The following is a 21,702-nucleotide window of genomic DNA, read 5'->3' on the forward strand; positions in this document are numbered from 1 at the left end:
TCACGTCAGTGTGACTATTTGACGGCGTTTTCCGCCACGGCCTGAAACTTTGCGTCCAATTCTATGGCAATCTCGCGCAGAGCGTCTCCGCCCTCGTCTGCGTAAGGGGCAAAGACGAAGCTGGGTGTCTTGTAAGAAAGGGTTGCAGTGCCGTCCTCGTTCTCGGTCACGTAGAAACGGATGGGCGCTTCGATCATCGCGTTGGTCGAGGTTTCAAGAACCCGAACTGCGTAATCGTTGTTGAATGCGCCAATCACCCGGTTGCCCGGAATGGTGATACCGCGCGAGGCCGCCGCTTTGGTCGGCCCGGCCTGTGTCACAACGATCAGGCCGTTTTCCTTTACCGCGGCCTTTGTGTCATCTACGAGGGTCTCATAGCTTTTTCCGCTGGAGTAAACCGCCCATCCAGTAAGAGGTTCGATGCCGTCGGCCCAAGCAGGCATCGCCAGCAGGCAGATCGCAGCCCAAAGCGCCCTCATGTTCTTTCCCTTCCTGTTGACTGGGGAATTGATGACAGAAAAGCGCTGAAACGGGGCTCACAATCCTGTGCGCGCGTCAGGCCGCACGTTTCTTCAGCAAATAGATATCCATGATCCAGCCGTGATCAGAACGGGCCTGCGCGCGGGTATCCAGAATGTCTTGCGCCACATCCGCCAATGGGCCTTTGATCAGAATCTCTTCTTTCATGCCCACATATGCCCCCCACCAGATGTCATAATCGGTCATCTTCAGGCTCTGGAACGAGCATTCGCCATCCAGCATTACGGCCACTTTCGACGCCGTTTCAGGCCATCCATCATCGCGGATGCGACGGCCTGTGGTCACGACATAGGGCGCGCCCAGATCATTGATCGGGATCGCATGGGCTGCAGTCAACGCCTGCAACGCTGTGATTCCCGGCATAACCTGGACTTGTGGTTGCGGGTCCAGCCGCGCTGCAATTCTTAGCGAACTGTCATACAGCGACGGATCACCCCAGATCAGCAACGCCACCTTCTGCGCGTCCGGGTAGGCTGAAATCGCCTCGTGCCAGCGCAGGGCAATTGCGTCGTGCCATTCGTCGACGCCTCGGAGATAGCCGTCATCTGCCCGGCGTTTGGGAACGTCGAAATAGGCGATCCGTGCAGGTTTGTCGGTGACCTGCGTGATGATGTCTTCGCGCACACCGGCCAGATCAGCTTTGTTCTCTCCTTTTCGCGGGATCAGGATCAGGTCCGCTGATCTGATCGCCTTCGCCCCCTGAAAGGTCAGGTGGTCGGGATTACCCGTGCCGATTCCGATCAGAATCAGTTCAAACATCTTCGAACTCTGCCAGCGGGCCATACAGGATCAGGGCCGGGGCGGTTCCAACCTCGGATCGCAGCTTGTCGGACAGGTCTCCGATTGTGGAGCGCTCCAAGGATTGCTCGGGAGTTGAAACAGATTCGGCCATCAAAGCAGGCGTGTCCAACGGCAAGCTATGCGCGCTCAGGGCTTCGACCAGCAAGGGAAAAGTGCGCTTGCCCATAAATACGACCGTCGTCGCGCTAGCATCAGCCAGGGCGGGAAGGTTCAGATCGGTCGGCAATTTGCCACTTACGTCATGCCCGGTGACGAATTGAACGCGACGTGCAGTCAGGCGTCGGGTCAGAGGAATACCAGCTGCAGCTGCCGCCGCGACGGCAGAGGGGATGCCGGGAATGATCTCGTACTTGATGCCGGCTGCCTGCAACGCGACCAGTTCTTCTTCCAGTCGACCGAACAATCCTCCGTCACCGGATTTCAGGCGTACCACCTGCTGACCGGTCTGCGCATACTCCACCAACAATCGGCTGACGTGATCCTGCTTGGGCGAAGGGCGACCGGCGCGTTTGCCAACACCAACCAGATCAGCATCGTCACGCGCATGGGTCAGGATCGGGCCGCTGCTGAGATCATCAAACAGCACCGCATCGGCTTTCTGCATCCGGTCTACGGCCTTGAGCGTTAGTAGCTCCGGATCACCCGGACCGGAGCCAATGAAAGAGACAAAACCGGTCATGCCGAGGCCTCTGCAATAAGATGGAAAAATGTGCCGGTGACATTGCCACGTCGCGATCCTGTCTGAGGGCCTTCGGCCCCCTCGGCATCGAAGACTCGCGCAAGAGGAGCGTCAGGTTGTTCGATGATCGAGGAATAGTGGAACTCATGTCCGCGCAAGGCGGTACCCTTGGCAAAGCCCGGCATCGACGCCAAAAGCTCAGCCCTACGATAGCCAAGGTTGAATTTGCGCTTTTGGTATGAGGTTTGCAGACCCAACAACCCTGCCATCTGATGTGGCGCGCCTTCCTTGTCGACCAGAACTTCCCCCAATGCCATGTACCCCCCGCATTCACCATGCACAGGTCGCGTTTCCGCGTGTTTGCGCAGCCCGGTCAAGAATGTATCTGCTGCCGCCAATGTTCCTGCGTGCAGCTCGGGATAGCCCCCCGGTAGCCAGACCAGTTCAGCGTCTGCAGCTGGCGCTTCGTTTGCCAGTGGCGAAAAGGGCAGTATTTCTGCACCGGCGCTGCGCCACCCTTCCAGCAGATGCGGGTAGGTAAATGAAAACGCTGCATCACGGGCCAGTGCGATCCGCTGCGCCGGGGGTCGCGGCAGCGCGGCTGACGATGGCCTAGCAGGGCCTGAGGAGGCCGCCCGTTTGATCGCAACCAAATCGACATGTTCACGCAGGAATGCGGCATATCCGGCGATTGCCGTTTCCAGATCCGGATGCTCAACCGCCTGGATCAGGCCTAGATGTCTTTCGGGCAGGGTCAGATCACCTCGGCGCGGAAGAACGCCCAGAACCGGCAATCCAGCCCGTTCCATGCCCAGCCGCGTCAGCCGCTCATGTCTTGGGCTGGCACAGCGGTTCAGGATCACGCCGGCAAAAGGTAGATCGGGGTTATACATCCGAAAGCCAAGCGCGGTCGCCGCCGCCGATTGCGCTTGTCCTCCGACATCCAGGACCAGAACGACCGGCCATCCCATGCGCAGCGCCGTTTCAGCGCTCGACCCATGCCCCAGCTCTCCGGGTTTGGCGACGCCATCAAACAAACCCATTGAGCCTTCGGCCACCACAATATCCGCGCCCGTGGCCTGCTCAGAGATCGCGCTTAGCAGCGGCTCCCCCATCGCCCAGCTATCCAGATTGAACGAGGCACGGCCCGCTGCAGCGCGGTGAAACGCCGGATCTATATAGTCCGGCCCGCTTTTGAACGGTTGTACGGTCAAGCCGTCCTCGGCCAAAGCCCGGAGCAATCCCAGCATGACAGTGGTCTTGCCTGTACCCGATGACGGAGCGGAAATCAGTATTCCGGGGGGGTTAGTCATCACCATGGCTCCAGCTCGACCACGGACTGTCGGCGCTTTGAGGGCGATAGCGGCGGTCATATGTCTTGGAATACAGACAGCTTTCGTCAAACCCTTCACCTGCAAGCGCCGGACCAACCATGATCAGTGCGGTGCGCGAGATGCTGTTGTCCAGTGACTCCTTCAACGTGGCAAGCGTTGCGCGGATGATCTTCTCATCCGGCCAACTAGCGCGGTAGACCACGGCGACCGGGCAGTCTGTCCCATAGGCAGGTGTCAGGTCGGCGATGACGTTATCCAGATTTCCGATCGAAAGGTGGATAGCCAAAGTCGCACCTGTTTTAGCGAAGTTTTTCAGTGTCTCGCCTTCCGGCATCGAAGACGCACGCCCGGGCGTGCGGGTCAAGACCACTGATTGCGCCAGACCGGGCAGTGTCAGCTCGGTCCCGAGCGCTGCAGCCGCAGCCGCAAACGAGGGTACACCGGGCGTGACGCTGACCGGGACACCCATCTCTTTCAGACGTCTGATTTGCTCACCCATCGCCGACCAGACCGAGAGGTCCCCGGAATGCAGCCGCGCCACGTCCTGTCCAGCTTTATGCGCTGCTTCGATTTCGGCCATGATCTGATCCAGATCCATGGGTGCGGTGTTTACGATCTTCGCGCCTTTGGGGCAGTGGCCCAGAATCTCCTCGGGTACCAATGAACCCGCATAAAGGCACACCGGGCAGGAGGCGATGATATCGCGCCCGCGCAGGGTCAGCAGGTCGGCGGCGCCCGGTCCGGCGCCGATGAAATGAACGGTCATGTCTGTCCTCCGATGGCGACGGCGCAGGTTGCAAGCCGGTCGTCCGAGATTTGTCTGGGTGAAATCAGCCGCGCGCCATGTCCGGCGGCGGCAAGAGCGGATGCTTCGGCCACGCTGCCGGTGCCATATGTGGCGCGACTGCGGGTTGAGCAAGTAAGTGTGCGTTGTTCGGCAAGATCATTTGCCGGAATGAAATGTACCGGCAGCTCAGTTGCTTCTGCAAGCGCGGCAAGTGCGGTGTGTCCGTCCTTGTCCGCAACGGTCGCAAGGGCATCGACAGTTTTTCCTGTCGAGGCAAGCTCGAAAGCGGCACGAAGACTGGCCAGCGTAGCAGAGGATGAGAAACCTAACCCCGCGACGATCATAACGTGAGGCTCCACTGCACCACTGGGTAGGCAGATTTCCAGCCTCGCCGTGGACCAAGCGCAGCTGCCTGCGCCAGTTCGATGCGCAGCAGGTCTCCGCCGAGCTTGTCGTGCCATTCAGCTAGTAACGCTTCGCTTTCCAATGTCACCGCGTTGGCGATCAGCCGCGTGCCGGCCTGAAGATTAGCGTGTAGCCAGTTCAGCAGATCCGCACTCAGACCGCCACCGATGAACACCACATCGGGTCGGTCAAGATCAGCCAACGACTCTGGTGCAGAACCGTGCACAACGCACAACCGATCCTGCCCTAACGTATTGGCATTGCGGCGAATGCGTTCGGCCCGATCAGCACGCGGCTCGATAGTCGTTGCAGTTAGCGTCGGATCGCACATCAGCCACTCGATGCTGATCGAACCGGTGCCACCACCGATATCCCACAGATGCTCACCCCGATGAGGGGCAAGCGCCGACAGGGTTAGCGCGCGAATGGGGCGCTTGGTGATCTGGCCGTCGGTTTCAAAGATGTCATCGGGCTTTCCCGAGGCTTTGGGAAAGGCACGCCCAGTACCCGCGACATCAAGACCGACACAAACCGGATGTTCGAAGGTTCCAAGCAACGCCTCGGTCAGCGACACGCTGCGCGCGCGTTCACGGGGGCCACCGAGCGCTTCCATGACGTGCAGAGTGCAATCGGCAAAATCGGTTTCGCCCAGATAGGTCGCAAGCTCGGCTACGGCTTTGCCGTCGCGCAGCAAGAGAATCGCGCGCAGGCCGGGTGCCAAGTGAGGGCGAAGGCGCGTCAGAGGCGCGGCATGTAGCCCGAAGGTCAACGTGTTTTCAAGCGGCCAACCAAGCCGCGCAGCAGCAAGCGAAAAGGTCGACTGGCCGGGTAGGGCAATCCATTCGTTCGTTTCGAAATTACGCGCGATAACGGACCCGGCCCCGAACCAGAACGGATCACCCGAGGCCAGCACAACGGTTTGCCGACCGCGCAATGCGGTCAGAATTGGCAGGCCATCGGCAAATGGGACCGGCCATTCAATCCGTTCCGCCGCGCTGTCTGGGATCAACGACAGGTGGCGTGTCGGACCCATGACAATCTCAGCGCGGTCCAGCACTTGACGGCTTGCAGGGGACAGGCCATCCAGTCCATCTTCGCCCAAACCCAGAACGGTCAACCACGGAGTTTCAGACATGCCCAACCTCCTTATTCTTGGTGGCACGACCGAGGCGAATGCTCTGGCAAAATCGGTTGCCGATCAAGGCATTCCCGCTACATATTCCTACGCCGGACGTGTCGATAACCCGTGCTCGCAACCCGTGCCGATGCGCGTGGGCGGGTTTGGTGGTGCAGCGGGACTGGCGCGGTACATTCACGAGCACGGCGTCACCCATGTTGTCGATGCGACTCATCCCTTTGCGGCGCAGATGAGCCGAAATGCGGTGGAAGCCTGTGCGGGGGGCGCAACGCCCTTGGCCGCTTTGACGCGACCTGCTTGGGTCGCGCAAGACGGGGACAACTGGCAGCACGTACCGGATATTGAAGGTGCGGTTGAAGCTCTGGCCGGTCCAGCCCGCCGCGTCTTCCTGGCAGTTGGCCGCATGCATCTTCATGACTTCGCAGCCCAACCTCAGCATCACTATCTTTTGCGGCTTGTAGACGATCCGGACGCATTGCCGCTTCCGAAAAGCGATGTGATCGTTTCGCGGGGCCCGTTTACTGTTGAAGAGGACCGGGCCTTGATGGAACGTCACCATACGCAATTGATTGTATCCAAGAATGCGGGTGGCACCGGCGCGCGGGCCAAACTGGATGCCGCCAGGGCGCTGGGCTTGCCGGTTCTGATGATAGACCGTCCGACCCTGCCGAAGCGGACCGAGTTGGCAAATGTCACGCAGGTCTTGGACTGGCTGGCGCATACTTAATCCTTGGCCAGCGTGAATCTCGGGGTGTAGACGATCGGGGCGCTGTTGCGCTCGACTATGCGGGTCAGGGACGAGCCGACGATGACGACGGTCTGCATGTCCGCCATATCTGCCGTGGCTTCTTCCAGAGTTGAAATCCGCAAAGCCTCATCCTCGCGGGATACAGCGCGTGCGAACAGGATCAGGCGTTCCGGCTCACATTCCTCCCGCAGGATTTCCAGCGTTTTTTCAAACCCTTCCGGTCGAGACTTCGAGCGAGGGTTATAGAACGCCATGGCGAAATCGCCCTGCGCGGCAAGTCGGAGGCGCTTTTCGATCAGTGGCCATGGCTTCAGGTTGTCGCTCAGGTTGATGGCGCAGAAATCATGCCCTAACGGCGCCCCAGCGCGGGCCGAAGCCGCCAGCATCGCAGTGATCCCCGGCAGCACGTCGATCTGTATGTCACGCCAGTCTTTCGGCCCGTTTTCAAGCGCTTCAAACACCGCAGCGGCCATTGCAAACACGCCGGGATCCCCTGACGAGACTACAACGACGCGTTTACCGCCGGCCGCCATTTGCAAAGCGTGCCGAGAGCGGTCGATCTCGACCCGGTTATCGCTGGCGTGCAGGGTCAACCCCTCTCGCTCGGCCACCCGAGCAACATAAGGGATGTAACCAACCACGTCCGTCGCTTCTGCCAGCGCGGCAGTGACTTCGGGAGTGACCAGTGCTTCGTTTCCAGGCCCAAGGCCAGCGATCTTGACCCAACCGCTCATGGTCGGCGTCCCTGTCCATGAACCAGTATGATTGAGAAATAGGGCGTGATTCCTTCGCAATTATCAGACAGTTTGCAGACCCGTTGGTTCGGCATCTGAGCGTATTCGACGATCCACGCGCGGTCATACAGCCCGGCCTGTTTCAGCGCGCGCTTTACCTTGTCGAAGTTCCGCCCGATCTTCATGACAACCAGCGCGTCGGTCTGGGTCATGCGTTCAGTCAGAGTATCCTCGGGCAAGGTTCCAACAAGAACCGTGAGGACATCGTCGCCCCAAGTTATCGGGTCACCGGTTGCGGTCCAGGCGCCGGACATGCCGGTTATGGCAGGTACGACTTCGACTTCAGATATGTCTCGTAGTCGATTGTAAAGGTGCATAAATGATCCATAGAAGAACGGATCGCCTTCGCACAGGACCACTACATCCTCACCATTTTCGGTAAGCGACTTCAGATGTGCGGCACAGTCTTCGTAAAACACCGAAAGGAGTTCATTATACCTTGGATCCGTCACCGGGATTTCGGTGGTTACCGGGTACTCCATTGGAAACTCGATGGCGTCGCCGGGGATCATTCCATTGACGATCTTGCGGGCCTGACCTGTGCGGCCAGGTTTGCGAAAAAACGCCACATGGCGGGCATTGCGCAGCAGGCGGTCCGCACGGACACTCATCAGGTCCGGATCGCCGGGGCCGAGGCCCACGCCGTATATTTTACCCCCGCTCATTCCGTGCGGCTCGCGATAGCATTGATGGCAGCAACTGTGATCGCACTGCCTCCCAAACGGCCTTTGACGATGCAGGAGGGTACGGGCTGCGCTTCCCACAAGGCATCCTTGGACTCGACCGCTCCGACGAAGCCCACCGGGCAGCCGATAATGGCAGCGGGGCGTGGGCAGTCGGGATCTTCCAACATGTTCAGCAGGTGGAAAAGCGCGGTAGGGGCGTTACCGATCGCGACCAGTGCTCCTTCCAGATGCGGACGCCACAGCTCTAGCGCGGCGGCAGAGCGCGTGTTGCTCATTTCGGCAGCCAGAGGGCGCACGCGCTCGTCATGCAGGGTGCAGATCACTTCGTTATCAGCGGGCAGGCGAAAGCGGGTGACGCCTTCGCTGACCATGCGGGCATCACACAGGATCGGCGCGCCATTTTCCAGCGCGGAACGCGCTGCCGAGACAAAACCGTCCGAGAAATGGACGAACTCTTCCAGCCCGACCATCCCTGCGGCGTGGATCATCCGAACGGCGACCTGTTCTTCATCGGCATCGAACCGGGCCAGATCAGCCTCGGATCGGATGGTGGCAAAGCTCTGCTTGTAGATCGCCGCGCCGTCGGTTTCGTATTCATAGGGCATCAGGTGAAGTCCATGGTCATGAGTGTTTCTTCGGTCAGGCCGCGTTGGCAGGGCTCATCCCCCGCACGGCCTTGTTTGACAAGGTCAAATCGTCCGGAATTGCCAACCAAAGTGACATCGGCCGGACCCATTCGGGCGCATCCCTTGGCGCAGCCCGATACATGCAGGCTGCCTGCAACGCGCGCGGCCAGGGCGCGCGCCACACCGCGGGTTTCGACCTGCGCCTGCGGGCAGTATGGCGCGCCGGGGCAGGCGTCGGTTGTTCTCAGCGGGTCGGTGCCATCTGTGACAAAGTCAAGGGCGGGTATCGCCGCCCCGCCTTCCAACAGGAACAGCCGCCATGGTGTGACCCGCAGGGCAGTGGCGTTGCTGTTTTCGATCAGCAAATGGAGTTGCCGCGCCGGTAGCTGCCCAAAGGCAGCGCCATAGAGTGTCCCCTGCACGCAGGCTCCCGGTTGAAGAGGCACGCCAATGGGGCCGGGCGCGCTGCCTTGCCACTCGTTGGGCAAACCATATGTGGCAACGGTCCGCGCCATACGGCGGGTCTCGGTTGTGTGGGTTTGCGCAAACCACTTCGCCAACGCGATCACTTGGTCGATGGCTTGAGCTTCCGACACCACTCGCCCGGTTTCGGCCCCGTCCGCGCGCAGGATCAGGCTGCCCGAACCGAGTTCAAGCCGGATATCCGCCGAGTCATCGGCCAATAAACGCTCGGAACCTGTGTCGATGGCAAAGCCGAACTTGGCAGGTAAATCCGGAAGCTCGGCCAGACGCTGGATCAATTCCTGTGTCAGCCGAGCGGTCAGATCACCGGCTTCATAGAGTGGCGAGACCAGAATGTTGCGGCGAATTTCGATTCCGGGTTCGGCGTCCAGCAGGTTCAGCGAGGAAAGCGCGGCCAACAAGGATTGATGGTCGGTTTCCTTTACTCCACGCAGCTGAAGGTTGGCGCGGTTGGTAAGGTCGATCGTGCCATTGCCGAACCGTTCCGCCAATTCGCACAGCCCTATCGCCTGTTGGGCATCCAGGCGCGCCAGCCGAGGGCGCACACGCACGACCAGCCCATCACCGGACATCATCGGGCGATGGGCACCGGGGCACCAGCCCTGCACGATGGGCGCACTCATCCCAACCCCTCCAGGTCGGCGCGGATCGAGTTCCGGCGGGTATGCCATAGCCCTGCCTCCAGCAGTGCCCGGAACCGATCCTGCATGGCCTGATGTGCTTGCGGGTTTGCCTGTTGCAGGAAGGCGTCGACCTCTTCATTGCCCAGCGTGGCGTCGTGGTACAGATCGAACAGATGCGGTGCGACTGTGCCGGACAGATGCGCGAAAGATGCCATATGATCCAGCGTCGCCGCGATTTCAGCGGCGCCCCGGAACCCGTGCCGCTGCATTCCGGCAATCCAGCCCGGGTTGGCGGCGCGGGCATAGACGACGCGGCTGATTTCCTCGGGCAGGGTGCGGGCGCGCGGGTTGTCCGGGTTGGTATTGTCCAGATGATAAAGCTGCGCAGTACCGCCGGTGATTTTCTTGGCGGCGGCAAATCCGGCCTCGTGCGTTGCATAATCATTGGCCAGCAGCAAGTCCGTCTCGGTCAGGTCCTGTAGGTGCACAAAGCTGTCGGCGTTGGCGACGCGTTGCGAGATACCGTCCTTATCCTGCGCGATGTGTTCACCTTCCAAAGCGAAGGAACTGGCATCAAGCCAAGCCTCACCCGCTTGCACGCGTGCCTCATCCGTATAGGTTTCGGACAGATGAGTCATGTTCAGACCATAGCTGCCGGGGGCTGGCCCATAGACCCGCGCCGCAGGCTCCTGACCGGCGTAAGGATTCCAGTCGGGTGCTTCATCTCGTTTGGTCAATGCGCGGACAGCCTGACCGTAAAGCGCTGAAAGCGTCGGGAACACGTCCCGGAACAGGCCAGAGACGCGCAGTGTTACGTCCAGACGCGGGCGGCTGAGATCGGTGATCGGCAACACTTCGATGCCCGAGACCCGCTCAGACCCTTTATCCCAAACCGGCTTCACTCCCAGCAGGTGTAGCGCCATGGCGAATTCCTCGCCCGCTGTGCGCATAGTGGCCGAACCCCATAGATCGACGATCAAGCCCTTGGGGTAGTCGCCTTCTTCCTGCAGGTGCCGCCGAACCAGTTCCTCGGCGAGCTTGACGCCTTGTGTATAGGCCGCGCGCGTGGGAACCGAGCGTGGGTCGGTCGTGTAAAGATTCCGCCCGGTCGGCAAAACATCCGTACGCCCGCGATAGGGGGAACCGGACGGCCCGGCCTCGATCCGTTTGCCCGCTAAAGCGTCAATTAGGGCAGAGCGTTCAGCTTGGGCTGAGGGGGCAGCGTCGAAATTGCCCGTCTCATCGGGGACGCGCCCAAAGATATGCAGCCCATCACCGAACTGGCTTTCCTTGATGTCGCAGACAAATCGGTCAATGCGCGTGATCGCCTCGGCGGTACAGGTGGCCTGATCGAGGCCAAGATCGCTTTCCAGCCCGATCGCCTGCGCCTCGTCCCGGATATCTTCCTGCAGGCGATCGCGGCGTTTGGGGTCTAGCCCGTCCGCGTTCGAGAACTCGTCCAAAAGCGATTCCAGCCGCACCATGCGATCTGGTGTGCCGCTTTCCTTCATCGGGGGTGGGATATGGCCCAACGTGACCGCCCCGATCCGACGCTTGGCCTGCGCGGCCTCGCCGGGGTCGTTGACAATGAAGGGGTAGATCACCGGCAGATCGCCGATTAACGCCTCGGGCCAACATTCGTTGCACAAGGCGACTGATTTTCCCGGCAACCATTCCAGCGTGCCATGCGCACCGATATGGATCAGCGTATCCGCGACCAATCCTTTGCGCAGCCACAAGTAAAAGGCGACGTAGGCGTGGCGCGGTGTGCGCGACAGATCGTGATAGTCGTCATCGCGCAGTTCGGGTGTACCGCGCTCGGGCTGCAGCGCGATCAGCGCTTTTCCACGACGCAGTGCCGTGAAATGGAACGCGCCGTTTGTGAAAGCAGGGTCGTCTTCGGGAGTGCCCCAAACCTTATTGAGATCGGCGCGGAGTGTTTCCGGCAGCGCCGCCAGCGCCGCCTGATAATCCTCTAGCGGCCATGAAATCCGTGCATCAAGAAGAGTTTCAGCAATTGGCTCGGCAGGCGCGGTGTCATACCCTTCGCCTTGCAGATCGAGCAACATTGCCTCAGCCGAGGCCAGCGCATCCAGACCCACTGCATGTGCCATCTGCCAGTCTTTGCCGGGATAGGTCGATAGTACCAGCGCCGGAACCTGCTCCGCTTTGGGTTTGTCGTGAAGGTTCAGCCAGCCGGAGATGCGGTTGATGATGGCTTCGATCCGTTCGGGTTCAGCCCGATGAGCGAAACGAGAATATTCGAGATGCGGATCGCGTTTGCCCGGCTCTTTGAAGGATACGATGCCCGCGTTGATCCGCCCGTCCACTTCCGGAAGGACCACATGCATCGCGAGGTCGGCAGGTGAAAGGCCACGCACTGCGTCAGCCCACGCTTTGCGGCGTGAGGTGGCCAGCGCGACCTGAAAGACCGGCACCTCTGCCACATCCAGAGGTGAGGTGCCTGATGCGCCCTTGCCTGAGAATGAGGTGGCGTTGACGATCGCCGAAGGCTTCAGCGCCACAATAGTCTCGCGCAGCCAATCGGCGGCATTTGGTGCTTTGAGCGACGGGGCAAACAGGCCGACGGCCTCAAAACCCCGCGCCCGCAAGCTGCGGATCAACGCCGCAATTGGGGCGGTATCTGCCGAGGTCAGGTATGCGCGATAAAAGGTTACGATGATACGTTTCGCATCACCGGGCAGAGCGTTTTCTGCAGGGATCACGCCGTGATCTGGGCACCAGGCACCGCATTCGGGGATGGTCTTGGCGCCCATGACCGGACCTGCATACAACCCCGCAGCCAGTGCCATCTGCGCCAGAGCGGCCTGCGCCGCGACCTCACCGCCGGTGTCGCACAGATGCGCCAGCCGCCGCAGGGTCGAGACAGGCAGGGTAGAGTAATCATCCAGCCGCGTATCCTCGCGACCGTCTGCGGGCAGTACGGCCAGTGCAATCCCTTTGGCCTGCGCCAGCGCCAGAACCTGCTGCAAGCCGTACGCCCAATAGGGCACTCCACCGATCAGACGGATCAGGATGCCCTTTGCGCCCTCCAGTGTCTGCTCGACATATGTGTCGACTGAGAGGGGATGCTTCAGCGCCGTCAGATTGGCCAGCCGCATCGTTGGCATGCGTCCTTCAGGCCCACCTCCACGATGCCATCCCGCCGCGAAAGCGCCAAGGTCACTGTCGGAAAAGGACAGCACCACCAGGTCCGCCGGGCTCTGACCCAGATCGGTCGGGGTCTCGGTTTCTTCGAGCCCATGGCTTTCGCGGAAGACGACGTGCATAAGTCTTACTCGGCAGCCTCGGTTACACCCACGAGGATATCGCGGATCTCGGCCTCTTTGATATCGTCATGCTCGGCAATGACCACAAGGCGCGAGCGACGGTCTTCGCCGGGCTCCCACGGGCGGTCATATTGGTGACGCACGCGCGCACCGACGGCCTGAACCAGTAGGCGCATGGGCTTGCCTTGAACGGCGGCATAGCCTTTGACGCGCAGGATATTCAACTCGTTGGCCAATCGTTCAATCTTGGCGACCAGATCAATCGGATCGGTTTGCTCGGGCAGTTCAACGATGATGCTTTCGAAATCGTCATGCTCGTGATCGTGATGGCCGTCGTGATGGCTGGGACGCGCGTCCATGTCATCCTCGGCCGCGGCTTCTAGACCCAGCACGACGCGGACGTCCACGGCACCCTCGGCCACTTCGACCACGGGCATGGGGCGGGGCGCTTCGGCGGCGATGATCTCTTTCGCTTTCGCAACGCCTTCCGGGCCAGCCAGATCGGGCTTGGTCAGCAGAATGATGTCGGCGCAGGAAATCTGATCCTCGAACACCTCGGACAAGGGAGTTTCATGATCAATCGAGTCATCTGCCATGCGTTGCGCATCCACCGCCTCGACATTCGGAGCGAACCGACCAGCGGCCACGGCCTCGGCATCGGCCAGAGCAATCACGCCATCGACGGTGATTTTCGAGCGGATATCGGGCCAGTCGAACGCCTTCAGCAGCGGTTTTGGCAGGGCAAGACCGGAGGTTTCGATCAGGATGTGATCGGGGCGCGGCTCTAGTGCCATCAGGGCTTCAATGGTCGGGATGAAATCATCGGCCACGGTGCAGCAGATGCAACCATTGGCCAGTTCCATGATGTTTTCCGCCGGGCAATCAGGAATGGCGCAGGACTTCAGGATATCGCCATCGACGCCGACATCGCCGAATTCGTTGACGACCACCGCCAGACGCTTGCCCTGCGGGTTCTGCATCAGATGGCGCACCAGTGTGGTTTTGCCCGAGCCCAAAAAGCCGGTGATCACAGTGACGGGGAGTTTCTCGAGATTGCTCATTTCAGGGCTCCAATCGGGGGAATGCGGGCCGCACAGTTTTTGCGGAAATGTTCGGGACGTTCGCGCCATTTGACCAAACCGTCCTCGGTGGCGAGGTATTTGGCTGCGCCTTCGACGATGGTTTCAACATGGTCGATCTCGTTCAGATGCTCATACACGAAAGTCCAGCGATCCGGTCCTCCGCGTAGCACGATCGAGCAGCCTTCATCGCAATTCGACAGGCATTCCACAGCTTTCAAGGTAATGCCTTCGGGCAGGCCCGCCTGTTCAAGCGCCTTGTGCAGCAACGTGCCGGGGCGCTGGGCGTCATCCTCGACAGGCAGCCCGCGACGGCAGGTAGTGCAAACCAGCAGTTCGACCGGTGCGGTCTCGGTCATGTCTCTCATCCCCCCAAATCCTCTTCGTGGGGGACGGGGTTTCATGCGGGCCGATCACAGCCCCACACCGGAACACCCCGTCCGGTTTCATCTTCGGGCGTTGGCAGGTCTCCCGGCTTGCGGATTTCAGAGGAGGCCTCTGTCGGATGTCCCGCCTTCCCGGCCATACTGCCAGTGGCTTTGGGCACCCTCTCCGGTCACGGTCGCGGGGGCGGCTGCGTTTGACGGCAAAAACCGCTGACGCATTCCCTTTTCATCTGCTCTCGCAGACACCAACGAAAGGGACATGCGGCAGGGCAGGGTTGCTTGTCAAGCGAGTCGCGCCGATCCGTGAAAAAGCGGATAAAAAGCGACCTGTCGGGGTCGCTGGGCGGCATGATACTTCTGCAACGACGTGCTGGCATGGCAGCAAGATGCGAACAGGAGGATACCGCGCATGAAAGTAGGGTTTGTCGGGCTGGGGAATGTAGGGGGCAAGCTATCTGGATCGCTGCTACGAAACGGTATCGATCTGACGGTTCATGACCTGAACCCGGATCTGGTGACCGAATTCGTCGCCAAGGGTGCCAAAGCCGCCAAATGTCCGGCGCAGCTGATGCGCGATTGCGATGCTGTTATAACCTGTTTGCCTTCTCCTGCGGCCTCGGACGCGGTGATGCAGGAAGTGTTGCCAGAGGTCGGCCCTGGCAAAATCTGGATGGAAATGTCGACCACCGACGAAGCCGAAGTCAAACGCCTTGGCGCAATGGTCATCGAACGAGGCGGCGCAGCGGTGGATTGCCCGGTTTCGGGCGGATGTCACCGGGCAGCGACGGGTAATATCTCGATCTTCGCAGGCTGTGATCGTGAGACTTTTGAACGTATCCTGCCATTCCTGACCACCATGGGGCGGCGCATTTTGCACACGGGCGATCTGGGCTCGGCCTCTGTTTTGAAGGTGTTGACCAATTATCTGGCGACCGCCAACCTGATCACCTGCGCCGAGGCACTGGTGACAGCCAAGGCCGCCGGCATGGACCTTGGAACCACCTATGAGGCGATCAAGATATCGTCAGGCACATCCTTCGTGCACGAGACCGAAAGTCAGGTCATCCTGAACGGCTCGCGCGATATTTCCTTCACCATGGACCTGGTGAAAAAAGATATCGGTCTGTTTCAGGAGGTCGCCGACCGTGCCGGAGTTCCCCTTGAGATAAACCCATTGATGATCAAGATTTTCGAAGATGGCATCGCGCGATATGGTGAGCGTGAACTGTCCCCGAACATCATCAGGCGGCTAGAGGACGCGACCGGACTGGAGATCCAGGCGCCAGGGTTCCCAACCGAGATGCTGGACGACGAGCCAGAAGAACCGGGTTATGAGGTGATCCCACAGAATCGGTAGATCAAATAATAGGCAAGCGTTGCGGCTGTCTGGCGGCCTGGTTGGACAAAATTCTGGGGCTATTCTAAACAGGTCAACAAGAGTCCGACACCGGCACAGGCAAGAGAACAACTTATGACGAATGAGACCTTTCTCATCGTAACAACGATGAAAAACGAAGGGCCTTTCATGATCGATTGGGTGGCCTACAACCACGCAATCGGCTTTGATGACATTCTGATTTATACCAATGATTGCGCTGATGGTACCGATGCCATGGGCGAACGGTTGCAAGCGCTTGGCTGGGCTCACCACCAACGAAACAGGCTGGGTCCGCGCGCTGCGCCGCAGGTTCGTGCATTTTCGCTTGCGCGGAATCACCCAAGCTATCTGTCATCGGATTGGATTCTCAGTTTGGATGTGGACGAGTATATCAATATCCGTTTGCCCAATAGTGATATAAGAAGCCTCGTTGAGGCCAGCGGCGTGGCGGACGCGATCTCGATCTGCTGGCGCATGTTCGGAAACGCGGGTCAGAACGATTTCGTTGATCGACCTGTACCTGAGACTTTCTTTCTGGCCGCCACCGAAGACGGCTATCCGCATCACCGGACCAAAGGGTTCAAAACGCTGTTCCGCAACAACGGAAAATTCAGCCGTTTTCGCGCCCATCGTCCCAGGATTAATCCAGAAGATGCACCGAACCCTGACGCGCCATACGAAGGCGTGTTGTGGCGGGATTCGGGCGGGAACCTGTACCCAGCAGACCAAGTGAAATGGAAAGCATGGCGTGGTTTCAGCCATGAATTCGCGCGCATTCATCATTATGCTGTGCGCAGCACTGATAGCTTTTTGGTCAAGCGCGACCGTGGGCGCACCAATCATGTGGGGCAGGATCAAGGGCTCAAGTACTGGCTCATGATGAACCACAATGATGTTGAGGATCGCTCAATTCTGGAACACATGCCGGCTATGCACGACATCAAATCTGAGATGATGGCAGATCCGCAATTGGCAGACCTCCATCACCAAGCATGTGAGTGGCACAGATCGAAAGCCGAAGAATTGAGAGCCAGACCGGACTGGGTTGATCTGGTTGAAGCGTTGCAAAATTCCTCTACCGGAGAAGACGTCTATGGGTGAAGCTGTATCTGCTGAGGATCGCCGCAAGAAGCAAGCTGAGCAGCGCGAGCGGAAGGATTCCCTGCGGCGCGAAATGCTCAAGGCCATGCCGCATGGACGGCTGAGCGTTGAAATTGGCGTTTGGAAGGGCGAGTTTTCGCGGATTCTGCTGGAAGAGCTGCAGCCCTCGAAATTGTGCCTCATCGATCCCTGGCAAGTACAGCAAGATCCGGATGGCGGTGCTTCGCTTGCCGGAGCGCGCACGCAAAAGGATATGGATCGGATCTACGATGCAGTAACGGGTAAATACAGTACCGAGATCGCCAAGGGGCAAGTTTCGATCATTCGCGACTATTCGCAACCGGCGCTGCGTTTGTTTGAAGATCAAAGCATCGGGTTTGCCTATTTGGACGGCGACCATTCCTACGAGGGAGTAAAGACGGATCTGAGTGCTTTGCTGCCCAAGATGATCGAAGGCGGCGTAATCATGCTTGACGATTATCACAGGCGCGGTTGGTGGAAAGATGATGTGATGCGTGCATTCCACGAATTCCTCGGGGCAAATTCTGCGGGGCTGCGGCTCAAGGCCATCATGGGGGCGCAGGTGGCCGTCGAGAAACTTTGAGCCGAGATCATTTTTCTGATTATAGATTCGTGCGACGTAACCCAGGCTGGCTAGTGTCTTCCAGCGTCAACAGTGTTAAGCAACAAGTTCAGCGATGACGGATAGGGTTGTTGTCTAAGTCCGATCATCTTTGAATAGCGGCACTTTCCCAGGCAGACAGGAACTTCCTGCGCTTCAGCGTATCGAGGAACGTCAACAACGCAGGGTCCAGCGCTATCGCTGCGCTTTCGGTCGTGGAGTCCTGCGTGTCCAGAAGTGGCAGTGCTGCCAGTGATTCCGGATTCAGCGTGGTCAGGTGCCGGACAAAGGTTTCCGCTTCCTCCGGCAAGCGGCTTTTGCCAGTTACCATGGCGGTTCGCATCATCGTCGTCTGAAAATCGGAAGGCAGAATGATCTGAAGGGCATCCTTTCCTTCTGTTCGTACCGCCGCATAACTGCCAAGCACGTTGTAGGCCACCGCGATTGTACCATCCGCCAGGTCGTTAATCATGTCGCCCGAACAACAATACAGCCGCACATCCAGGCCGCCCAAAACCTCCATCAAGCGCCAATAGGTTTCCGAGGCGCGGGCGTCCTGCGTGGCGAACAAATAGCCCAATCCCGACTGGCGCACGTCATAAGTGCCGACTTTGCCCCGAAAATCATCCGGGCGGGCACGCAGCGCTTCGATCAGTTCCTGCCGCGTTTGCGGCATTGGTTGTCCTTCGAACGCGGTGCGGTTGACAACGATGGTTGCGGGTTCCGAAGTGAAGGCGAACAGGCTTTGATGCCATTGCGCCCAAGGGGGGTGCGGAAGATCGTTAAGCGCCAGCGCATATCCGTCATTCGCGAGCTTCAGTTGCAGGTCCATCGCGCTGGAAACGACAACGTCGAACGCTTCTGGCGTGGCTCGGACGCGTCGGTCGATATCGGCCGTGCCGGTCACCAGATATTCGACCGATATCGCTGGATTCTGGGCGACGAAATCCTCGATCAGCGGCGCAAACAGGGCGGTATCGGTGCTGGAAATGACCCGCAGTCGGGGGCCGTCGGCACTTTCGTTGAATATTTGTCGGTCTTCCCAATCCTGAGCCCCTGCGCCGCTGGCGAATAGGCACAGGATCAGAGTGACAAGATAACGCATGCGCCGCCCTCCGCTTTGTTTGACAGTACCAGCGTGCCGCCATGGGCGACCGCGACGTCCTGGGCAATGGTTAGCCCGAGGCCCGATCCGATGGTTCCCGCCGCGTTCTGACCACGTTCGAAACGTCTTGTGAGCGTTTCGATTTCATCTGGCGGAAAGCCTGGCCCCTGGTCACTGACCGTGATCCGGGCTGTGGGTGACCCTGCGACATCGATGACTACGGTACTGTCTGCTGGCGCATATTTAAGCGCATTGTCTACCATGTTCCGCACCGCATTTTGGATGAGGATGGGGTCGCCCGAATACATGACCTGCGGATCGCCGCTCAAAGCAAGCGAAAGGTCTTTCATTTCAGCGATGGGCGTCAAGCGCTGGACAAGTTCACGGATCAGAGTCACCAGATCGATATCCTCGCGCTCCAGATGGTCGGCGCGGAATGTGATCATGGCGTGATCCAGTAGTTGCCCCGCAGCCCTAGAGCTTTCGTCGATGGCGCGCATCATTGATCTTAACGCCTCGCGGTTGTCTTCTCTCTCGACCCGTTGCAGCGTCGCCTCGGCATAAGACCTGACCGTTGCCAGCGGGGTGCGGACCCTATGGGCGGCCTCGGCGATAAAGTCCTCGGATTGGCTGAGAGACTGGTCCAGGCGTCCCATAAGCGAATTCAGCGATGACACCAAAGGCGCCATTTCACGCGGTACTGGTTTTTTGAATGGGCTGAGATCTTGCGGTCCCCGACGGGTGACGGATGTCGTTAATCTGTCGAGCTGACCAATGGTGGCCGAACTCACCCAGAAGGACAATACAGCCGCAAGCACAAAGAACCCCAATCCCAAAAGGCCGGCATTGCGTGAGATTTGATCCAGCGTCTCCGACAGCGCATCTTGGGTCTGTCCCAAGGCCACTTCGATTTCTGTCTGATTTCCCAGCCCGACCAGTGTGCGGCTGGCACTGACCTGACGAACGTTTTCACCACGCACCTCACCGAAGCGAAAGGTCCACTTTCCATCAGCGGGTCCTTGAGTTGGGGTCAGGTCTTCGTAGCCGGACAGGAACTCGCCATCCTGAAAGATCGCATAAAACACCCGGTCGTCCGACGGCGTGCTCAGCATTGAAAAGGCAGCATAGGGGATATCGACTTCAAGCTCGCCTCCGCGCAGCGCCGCGGCGTCGAGGATCGAGGTGACTGAGGCACCCAGAATGTTGTCCTGACCTTGCTGGGCAACCTGAACTGCATAGTCGCGGACAGCAAAGAACAGCACAAGGGCCAGAATCGCGGCACCGCCGATTAGCGTTAGCGCAAGACGGTTTCGTAGTGATCCGGAAACGTTTGGATTAGTTGCCATGATCCAGCCTGTAGCCCAAACCGCGCAACGTTGTGATCCTGAGGTCCGATTTTTCCAGATGCTTTCGCAGTCGGCCGACATAGACCTCGATGGCATTGTCCGAAACATTGTCGTCGTAGGAGAACAACCGGTCCGCCAGCTTCTGCTTAGAAAACACCTGACCGGGGGCGTTGATCAGCAGTTCCAACAAGCGCAGTTCGCGGTTGCGAAGCGAGACGATGTCGTCGCCCACCGTCAAATGACCCGCAACCGGATCAAAGACGACGCCGCCAATTTCAATCGTCGTTTTGGTCTTGCCGGATTTGCGTCTAAGCACTGCGCGGCAGCGCGCCTCAAGTTCGGCATGGTCGAAGGGCTTGGTGACATAATCGTCCGCCCCAAGATCGAGTGAGCCGATTCGATCCGACACTTGACTGCGGGCGGTCAGAACGATGACAGGTGTGTCCAGATGGCTGGCGCGATGCCGTTTGAGGAAATCGCGCCCGTCCCCGTCGGGAAGCATGATGTCCAGCAGGATCAGGTCATACTCATCGATTTCAACAAAGGCCACAGCATCTTCTATTTTCTCTGCGTGATCAACCACATGCCCGTCCAGTCGCATGCGCGAACTTATGGCATTGGCGAGGTCCAGATTGTCTTCGACCAAGAGGAATTTCATCGGGATCCAATAGTAATTTCACCCATGACAGGTTGATGTCAGGTTGATGTGTTTAGGTTTCGAATAATCTGAGCCGCACTGCGGCCGGTTGTCAAACGGGAGGAATTCATGACGACAATCAAACTGGGCCGTCGCGCCCTTATCGCGGCTGTGACCGCTATTGGTCTGGCTGGACCGACTTTCGCTGAAGAGGTCGTAGATAGCATCCACTTTCTGATCCCCGGTGGCGCAGGAGGCGGCTGGGACGGCACGGCCCGTGGCACCGGTGAGGCGCTGACGAATGCGGGTCTCGTGGGAACTGCATCCTACGAAAACATGTCGGGCGGCGGTGGTGGTAAAGCCATTGGATATCTGATCGAAAACGCCGACAGCAACCACGGCACGCTTATGGTCAACTCGACCCCGATCGTGATCCGCTCTCTGACCGGAGTGTTCCCGCACAATTTCCGCGACCTGACACTGGTCTCGGGCACGATCGGCGATTACGCCGCGATTGTTGTGGGCAAAGACAGCCCCATCAATTCAATGGCGGACCTGCTAGCCGCGTATGACGCCGATCCAAGTACAACGGCCATCGGCGGCGGTTCTGTGCCGGGTGGGATGGACCATCTGGTCGCGGCGATGGTTATGGAAGCGGCAGGCAAGGACGCTTTGGGCGTGAAGTACATCCCCTATGATGCAGGTGGCAAAGCGATGGCCGCGCTTCTGTCCGGTGAGATTGCCGCGCTGTCGACCGGTTTCTCGGAGGCTGTCGATCTGGCGAATGCGGGTGAGGTGAAGATCATTGGCGTCACCGCAGAAGAGCGCGTGGATGCAGCCCCTGATGCGCAGACCATGAAAGAGCAGGGCATCGACACAACTTTCGTGAACTGGCGTGGGTTCTTTGCTGCTCCTGGTCTGCCCGAGGACAAGCTGGTCGCTTATCAAGAAGCCATCGCCAAGATGTATGACACACCTGAATGGGAAGAGGTCCGCGCCCGTAACGGTTGGGTGAACATCCACAACTCGGGTGCTGATTTCCAATCGTTCCTGGAACAGCAGGAAAAGCAGATCGGCGATCTGATGAAAAAGTTGGGTTTCCTGTAAGGATACC

The 21,702-nt window shown here is 59.3% G+C and carries 22 protein-coding genes and 1 riboswitch; of the genes, 5 read left to right on the forward strand and 17 right to left on the reverse strand.

Going from position 1 to position 21,702, the window contains the following annotated elements:
- Nucleotides 1-14: 14 nt before the first annotated feature.
- From ACR0KC_RS14240 to cbiE, 7 genes are all read right to left on the reverse strand, one after another.
- Nucleotides 15-479, reverse strand: coding sequence for a DUF302 domain-containing protein (locus tag ACR0KC_RS14240; protein ID WP_170401258.1), 465 nt, complete (start codon nucleotides 477-479; stop codon nucleotides 15-17).
- 76 nt (nucleotides 480-555) lie between these two features.
- On the reverse strand, nucleotides 556-1,299 hold the full coding sequence (gene cobF / locus ACR0KC_RS14245) for a precorrin-6A synthase (deacetylating) (RefSeq protein WP_170512199.1): 744 nt from the start codon (nucleotides 1,297-1,299) through the stop codon (nucleotides 556-558).
- Nucleotides 1,292-2,020, reverse strand: a complete 729-nt coding sequence (gene cobA, locus ACR0KC_RS14250) for a uroporphyrinogen-III C-methyltransferase (protein ID WP_480706636.1) — start codon at nucleotides 2,018-2,020, stop codon at nucleotides 1,292-1,294. Before cobA ends, cobF begins: the two co-directional genes overlap by 8 nt.
- On the reverse strand, nucleotides 2,017-3,339 hold the full coding sequence (locus tag ACR0KC_RS14255; RefSeq protein ID WP_480706980.1) for a cobyrinic acid a,c-diamide synthase CobB: 1,323 nt from the start codon (nucleotides 3,337-3,339) through the stop codon (nucleotides 2,017-2,019). Before ACR0KC_RS14255 ends, cobA begins: the two co-directional genes overlap by 4 nt.
- Entirely contained in the window at nucleotides 3,326-4,120 is a 795-nt protein-coding gene (gene cobM, locus ACR0KC_RS14260) for a precorrin-4 C(11)-methyltransferase (RefSeq protein WP_480562342.1), read from the reverse strand. The genes ACR0KC_RS14255 and cobM overlap by 14 nt, the downstream gene beginning before the upstream one ends.
- Nucleotides 4,117-4,485, reverse strand: coding sequence for a cobalamin biosynthesis protein (locus tag ACR0KC_RS14265; protein WP_170391855.1), 369 nt, complete (start codon nucleotides 4,483-4,485; stop codon nucleotides 4,117-4,119). Before ACR0KC_RS14265 ends, cobM begins: the two co-directional genes overlap by 4 nt.
- Nucleotides 4,482-5,681: a precorrin-6y C5,15-methyltransferase (decarboxylating) subunit CbiE gene (gene cbiE, locus ACR0KC_RS14270; protein WP_480706634.1), complete on the reverse strand. Its 1,200-nt coding sequence runs from the start codon at nucleotides 5,679-5,681 to the stop codon at nucleotides 4,482-4,484. Before cbiE ends, ACR0KC_RS14265 begins: the two co-directional genes overlap by 4 nt.
- Here cbiE and ACR0KC_RS14275 point away from each other — a divergent pair.
- Nucleotides 5,680-6,411, forward strand: coding sequence for a cobalt-precorrin-6A reductase (locus ACR0KC_RS14275; RefSeq protein ID WP_480706632.1), 732 nt, complete (start codon nucleotides 5,680-5,682; stop codon nucleotides 6,409-6,411). The genes cbiE and ACR0KC_RS14275 overlap by 2 nt on opposite strands.
- Here ACR0KC_RS14275 and cobJ read toward each other — a convergent pair.
- The 7 genes from cobJ to ACR0KC_RS14310 are packed head-to-tail and all read right to left on the reverse strand — an operon-like array spanning nucleotide 6,408 to nucleotide 14,372.
- On the reverse strand, nucleotides 6,408-7,166 hold the full coding sequence (cobJ, locus tag ACR0KC_RS14280; RefSeq protein WP_480752504.1) for a precorrin-3B C(17)-methyltransferase: 759 nt from the start codon (nucleotides 7,164-7,166) through the stop codon (nucleotides 6,408-6,410). The two genes, ACR0KC_RS14275 and cobJ, sit on opposite strands and share 4 nt — an antisense overlap.
- The gene (locus tag ACR0KC_RS14285) at nucleotides 7,163-7,891 is read right to left on the reverse strand and encodes a precorrin-2 C(20)-methyltransferase (RefSeq protein WP_170401239.1); all 729 of its coding nucleotides are present in this window, start codon (nucleotides 7,889-7,891) and stop codon (nucleotides 7,163-7,165) included. Before ACR0KC_RS14285 ends, cobJ begins: the two co-directional genes overlap by 4 nt.
- The gene (locus tag ACR0KC_RS14290; protein WP_170391845.1) at nucleotides 7,888-8,517 is read right to left on the reverse strand and encodes a precorrin-8X methylmutase; all 630 of its coding nucleotides are present in this window, start codon (nucleotides 8,515-8,517) and stop codon (nucleotides 7,888-7,890) included. The genes ACR0KC_RS14285 and ACR0KC_RS14290 overlap by 4 nt, the downstream gene beginning before the upstream one ends.
- The gene (cobG, locus tag ACR0KC_RS14295) at nucleotides 8,517-9,644 is read right to left on the reverse strand and encodes a precorrin-3B synthase (protein ID WP_170594884.1); all 1,128 of its coding nucleotides are present in this window, start codon (nucleotides 9,642-9,644) and stop codon (nucleotides 8,517-8,519) included. The genes ACR0KC_RS14290 and cobG overlap by 1 nt, the downstream gene beginning before the upstream one ends.
- On the reverse strand, nucleotides 9,641-12,934 hold the full coding sequence (cobN, locus tag ACR0KC_RS14300) for a cobaltochelatase subunit CobN (RefSeq protein ID WP_480771975.1): 3,294 nt from the start codon (nucleotides 12,932-12,934) through the stop codon (nucleotides 9,641-9,643). Before cobN ends, cobG begins: the two co-directional genes overlap by 4 nt.
- 5 nt (nucleotides 12,935-12,939) lie before the next feature.
- A complete protein-coding gene (cobW, locus tag ACR0KC_RS14305; RefSeq protein ID WP_170420949.1) occupies nucleotides 12,940-13,995 on the reverse strand; it encodes a cobalamin biosynthesis protein CobW in 1,056 nt (351 codons plus the stop codon).
- Nucleotides 13,992-14,372 carry a DUF1636 family protein gene (locus tag ACR0KC_RS14310; RefSeq protein WP_170391837.1) on the reverse strand — a complete coding sequence of 127 codons (381 nt, stop codon included), beginning with the start codon at nucleotides 14,370-14,372 and terminating at the stop codon, nucleotides 13,992-13,994. Before ACR0KC_RS14310 ends, cobW begins: the two co-directional genes overlap by 4 nt.
- A gap of 85 nt (nucleotides 14,373-14,457) precedes the next feature.
- A riboswitch (cobalamin riboswitch) is annotated at nucleotides 14,458-14,664 on the reverse strand.
- 144 nt (nucleotides 14,665-14,808) lie between these two features.
- On the opposite strand from ACR0KC_RS14310, the gene ACR0KC_RS14315 reads away from it, so the two are divergent.
- The 3 genes from ACR0KC_RS14315 (at nucleotide 14,809) to ACR0KC_RS14325 (ending at nucleotide 17,482) form a co-directional block, all read left to right on the forward strand.
- The gene (locus tag ACR0KC_RS14315) at nucleotides 14,809-15,756 is read left to right on the forward strand and encodes an NAD(P)-dependent oxidoreductase (protein ID WP_480771976.1); all 948 of its coding nucleotides are present in this window, start codon (nucleotides 14,809-14,811) and stop codon (nucleotides 15,754-15,756) included.
- 114 nt (nucleotides 15,757-15,870) lie between these two features.
- Nucleotides 15,871-16,878: a glycosyltransferase family 2 protein gene (locus ACR0KC_RS14320; RefSeq protein ID WP_480771977.1), complete on the forward strand. Its 1,008-nt coding sequence runs from the start codon at nucleotides 15,871-15,873 to the stop codon at nucleotides 16,876-16,878.
- Entirely contained in the window at nucleotides 16,871-17,482 is a 612-nt protein-coding gene (locus ACR0KC_RS14325) for a class I SAM-dependent methyltransferase (protein ID WP_480706622.1), read from the forward strand. Before ACR0KC_RS14320 ends, ACR0KC_RS14325 begins: the two co-directional genes overlap by 8 nt.
- Nucleotides 17,483-17,606: 124 nt before the next feature.
- On the opposite strand, the gene ACR0KC_RS14330 is transcribed toward ACR0KC_RS14325, so the two are convergent.
- From ACR0KC_RS14330 to ACR0KC_RS14340, 3 genes are read right to left on the reverse strand one after another with little or no spacing between them, the layout of a single operon-like run.
- Nucleotides 17,607-18,605, reverse strand: a complete 999-nt coding sequence (locus ACR0KC_RS14330; protein WP_170391831.1) for an ABC transporter substrate-binding protein — start codon at nucleotides 18,603-18,605, stop codon at nucleotides 17,607-17,609.
- Entirely contained in the window at nucleotides 18,584-19,951 is a 1,368-nt protein-coding gene (locus tag ACR0KC_RS14335; protein ID WP_170420953.1) for a sensor histidine kinase, read from the reverse strand. The genes ACR0KC_RS14330 and ACR0KC_RS14335 overlap by 22 nt, the downstream gene beginning before the upstream one ends.
- Complete coding sequence (locus ACR0KC_RS14340; protein WP_170420955.1) at nucleotides 19,941-20,609, reverse strand: response regulator transcription factor; 669 nt, start codon at nucleotides 20,607-20,609, stop codon at nucleotides 19,941-19,943. The genes ACR0KC_RS14335 and ACR0KC_RS14340 overlap by 11 nt, the downstream gene beginning before the upstream one ends.
- A 108-nt stretch (nucleotides 20,610-20,717) precedes the next feature.
- On the opposite strand from ACR0KC_RS14340, the gene ACR0KC_RS14345 reads away from it, so the two are divergent.
- Nucleotides 20,718-21,695 carry a tripartite tricarboxylate transporter substrate-binding protein gene (locus ACR0KC_RS14345; protein ID WP_170391824.1) on the forward strand — a complete coding sequence of 326 codons (978 nt, stop codon included), beginning with the start codon at nucleotides 20,718-20,720 and terminating at the stop codon, nucleotides 21,693-21,695.
- Nucleotides 21,696-21,702 lie beyond the last annotated feature (7 nt).

The organism is Ruegeria sp. CF3, from assembly GCF_056537365.1.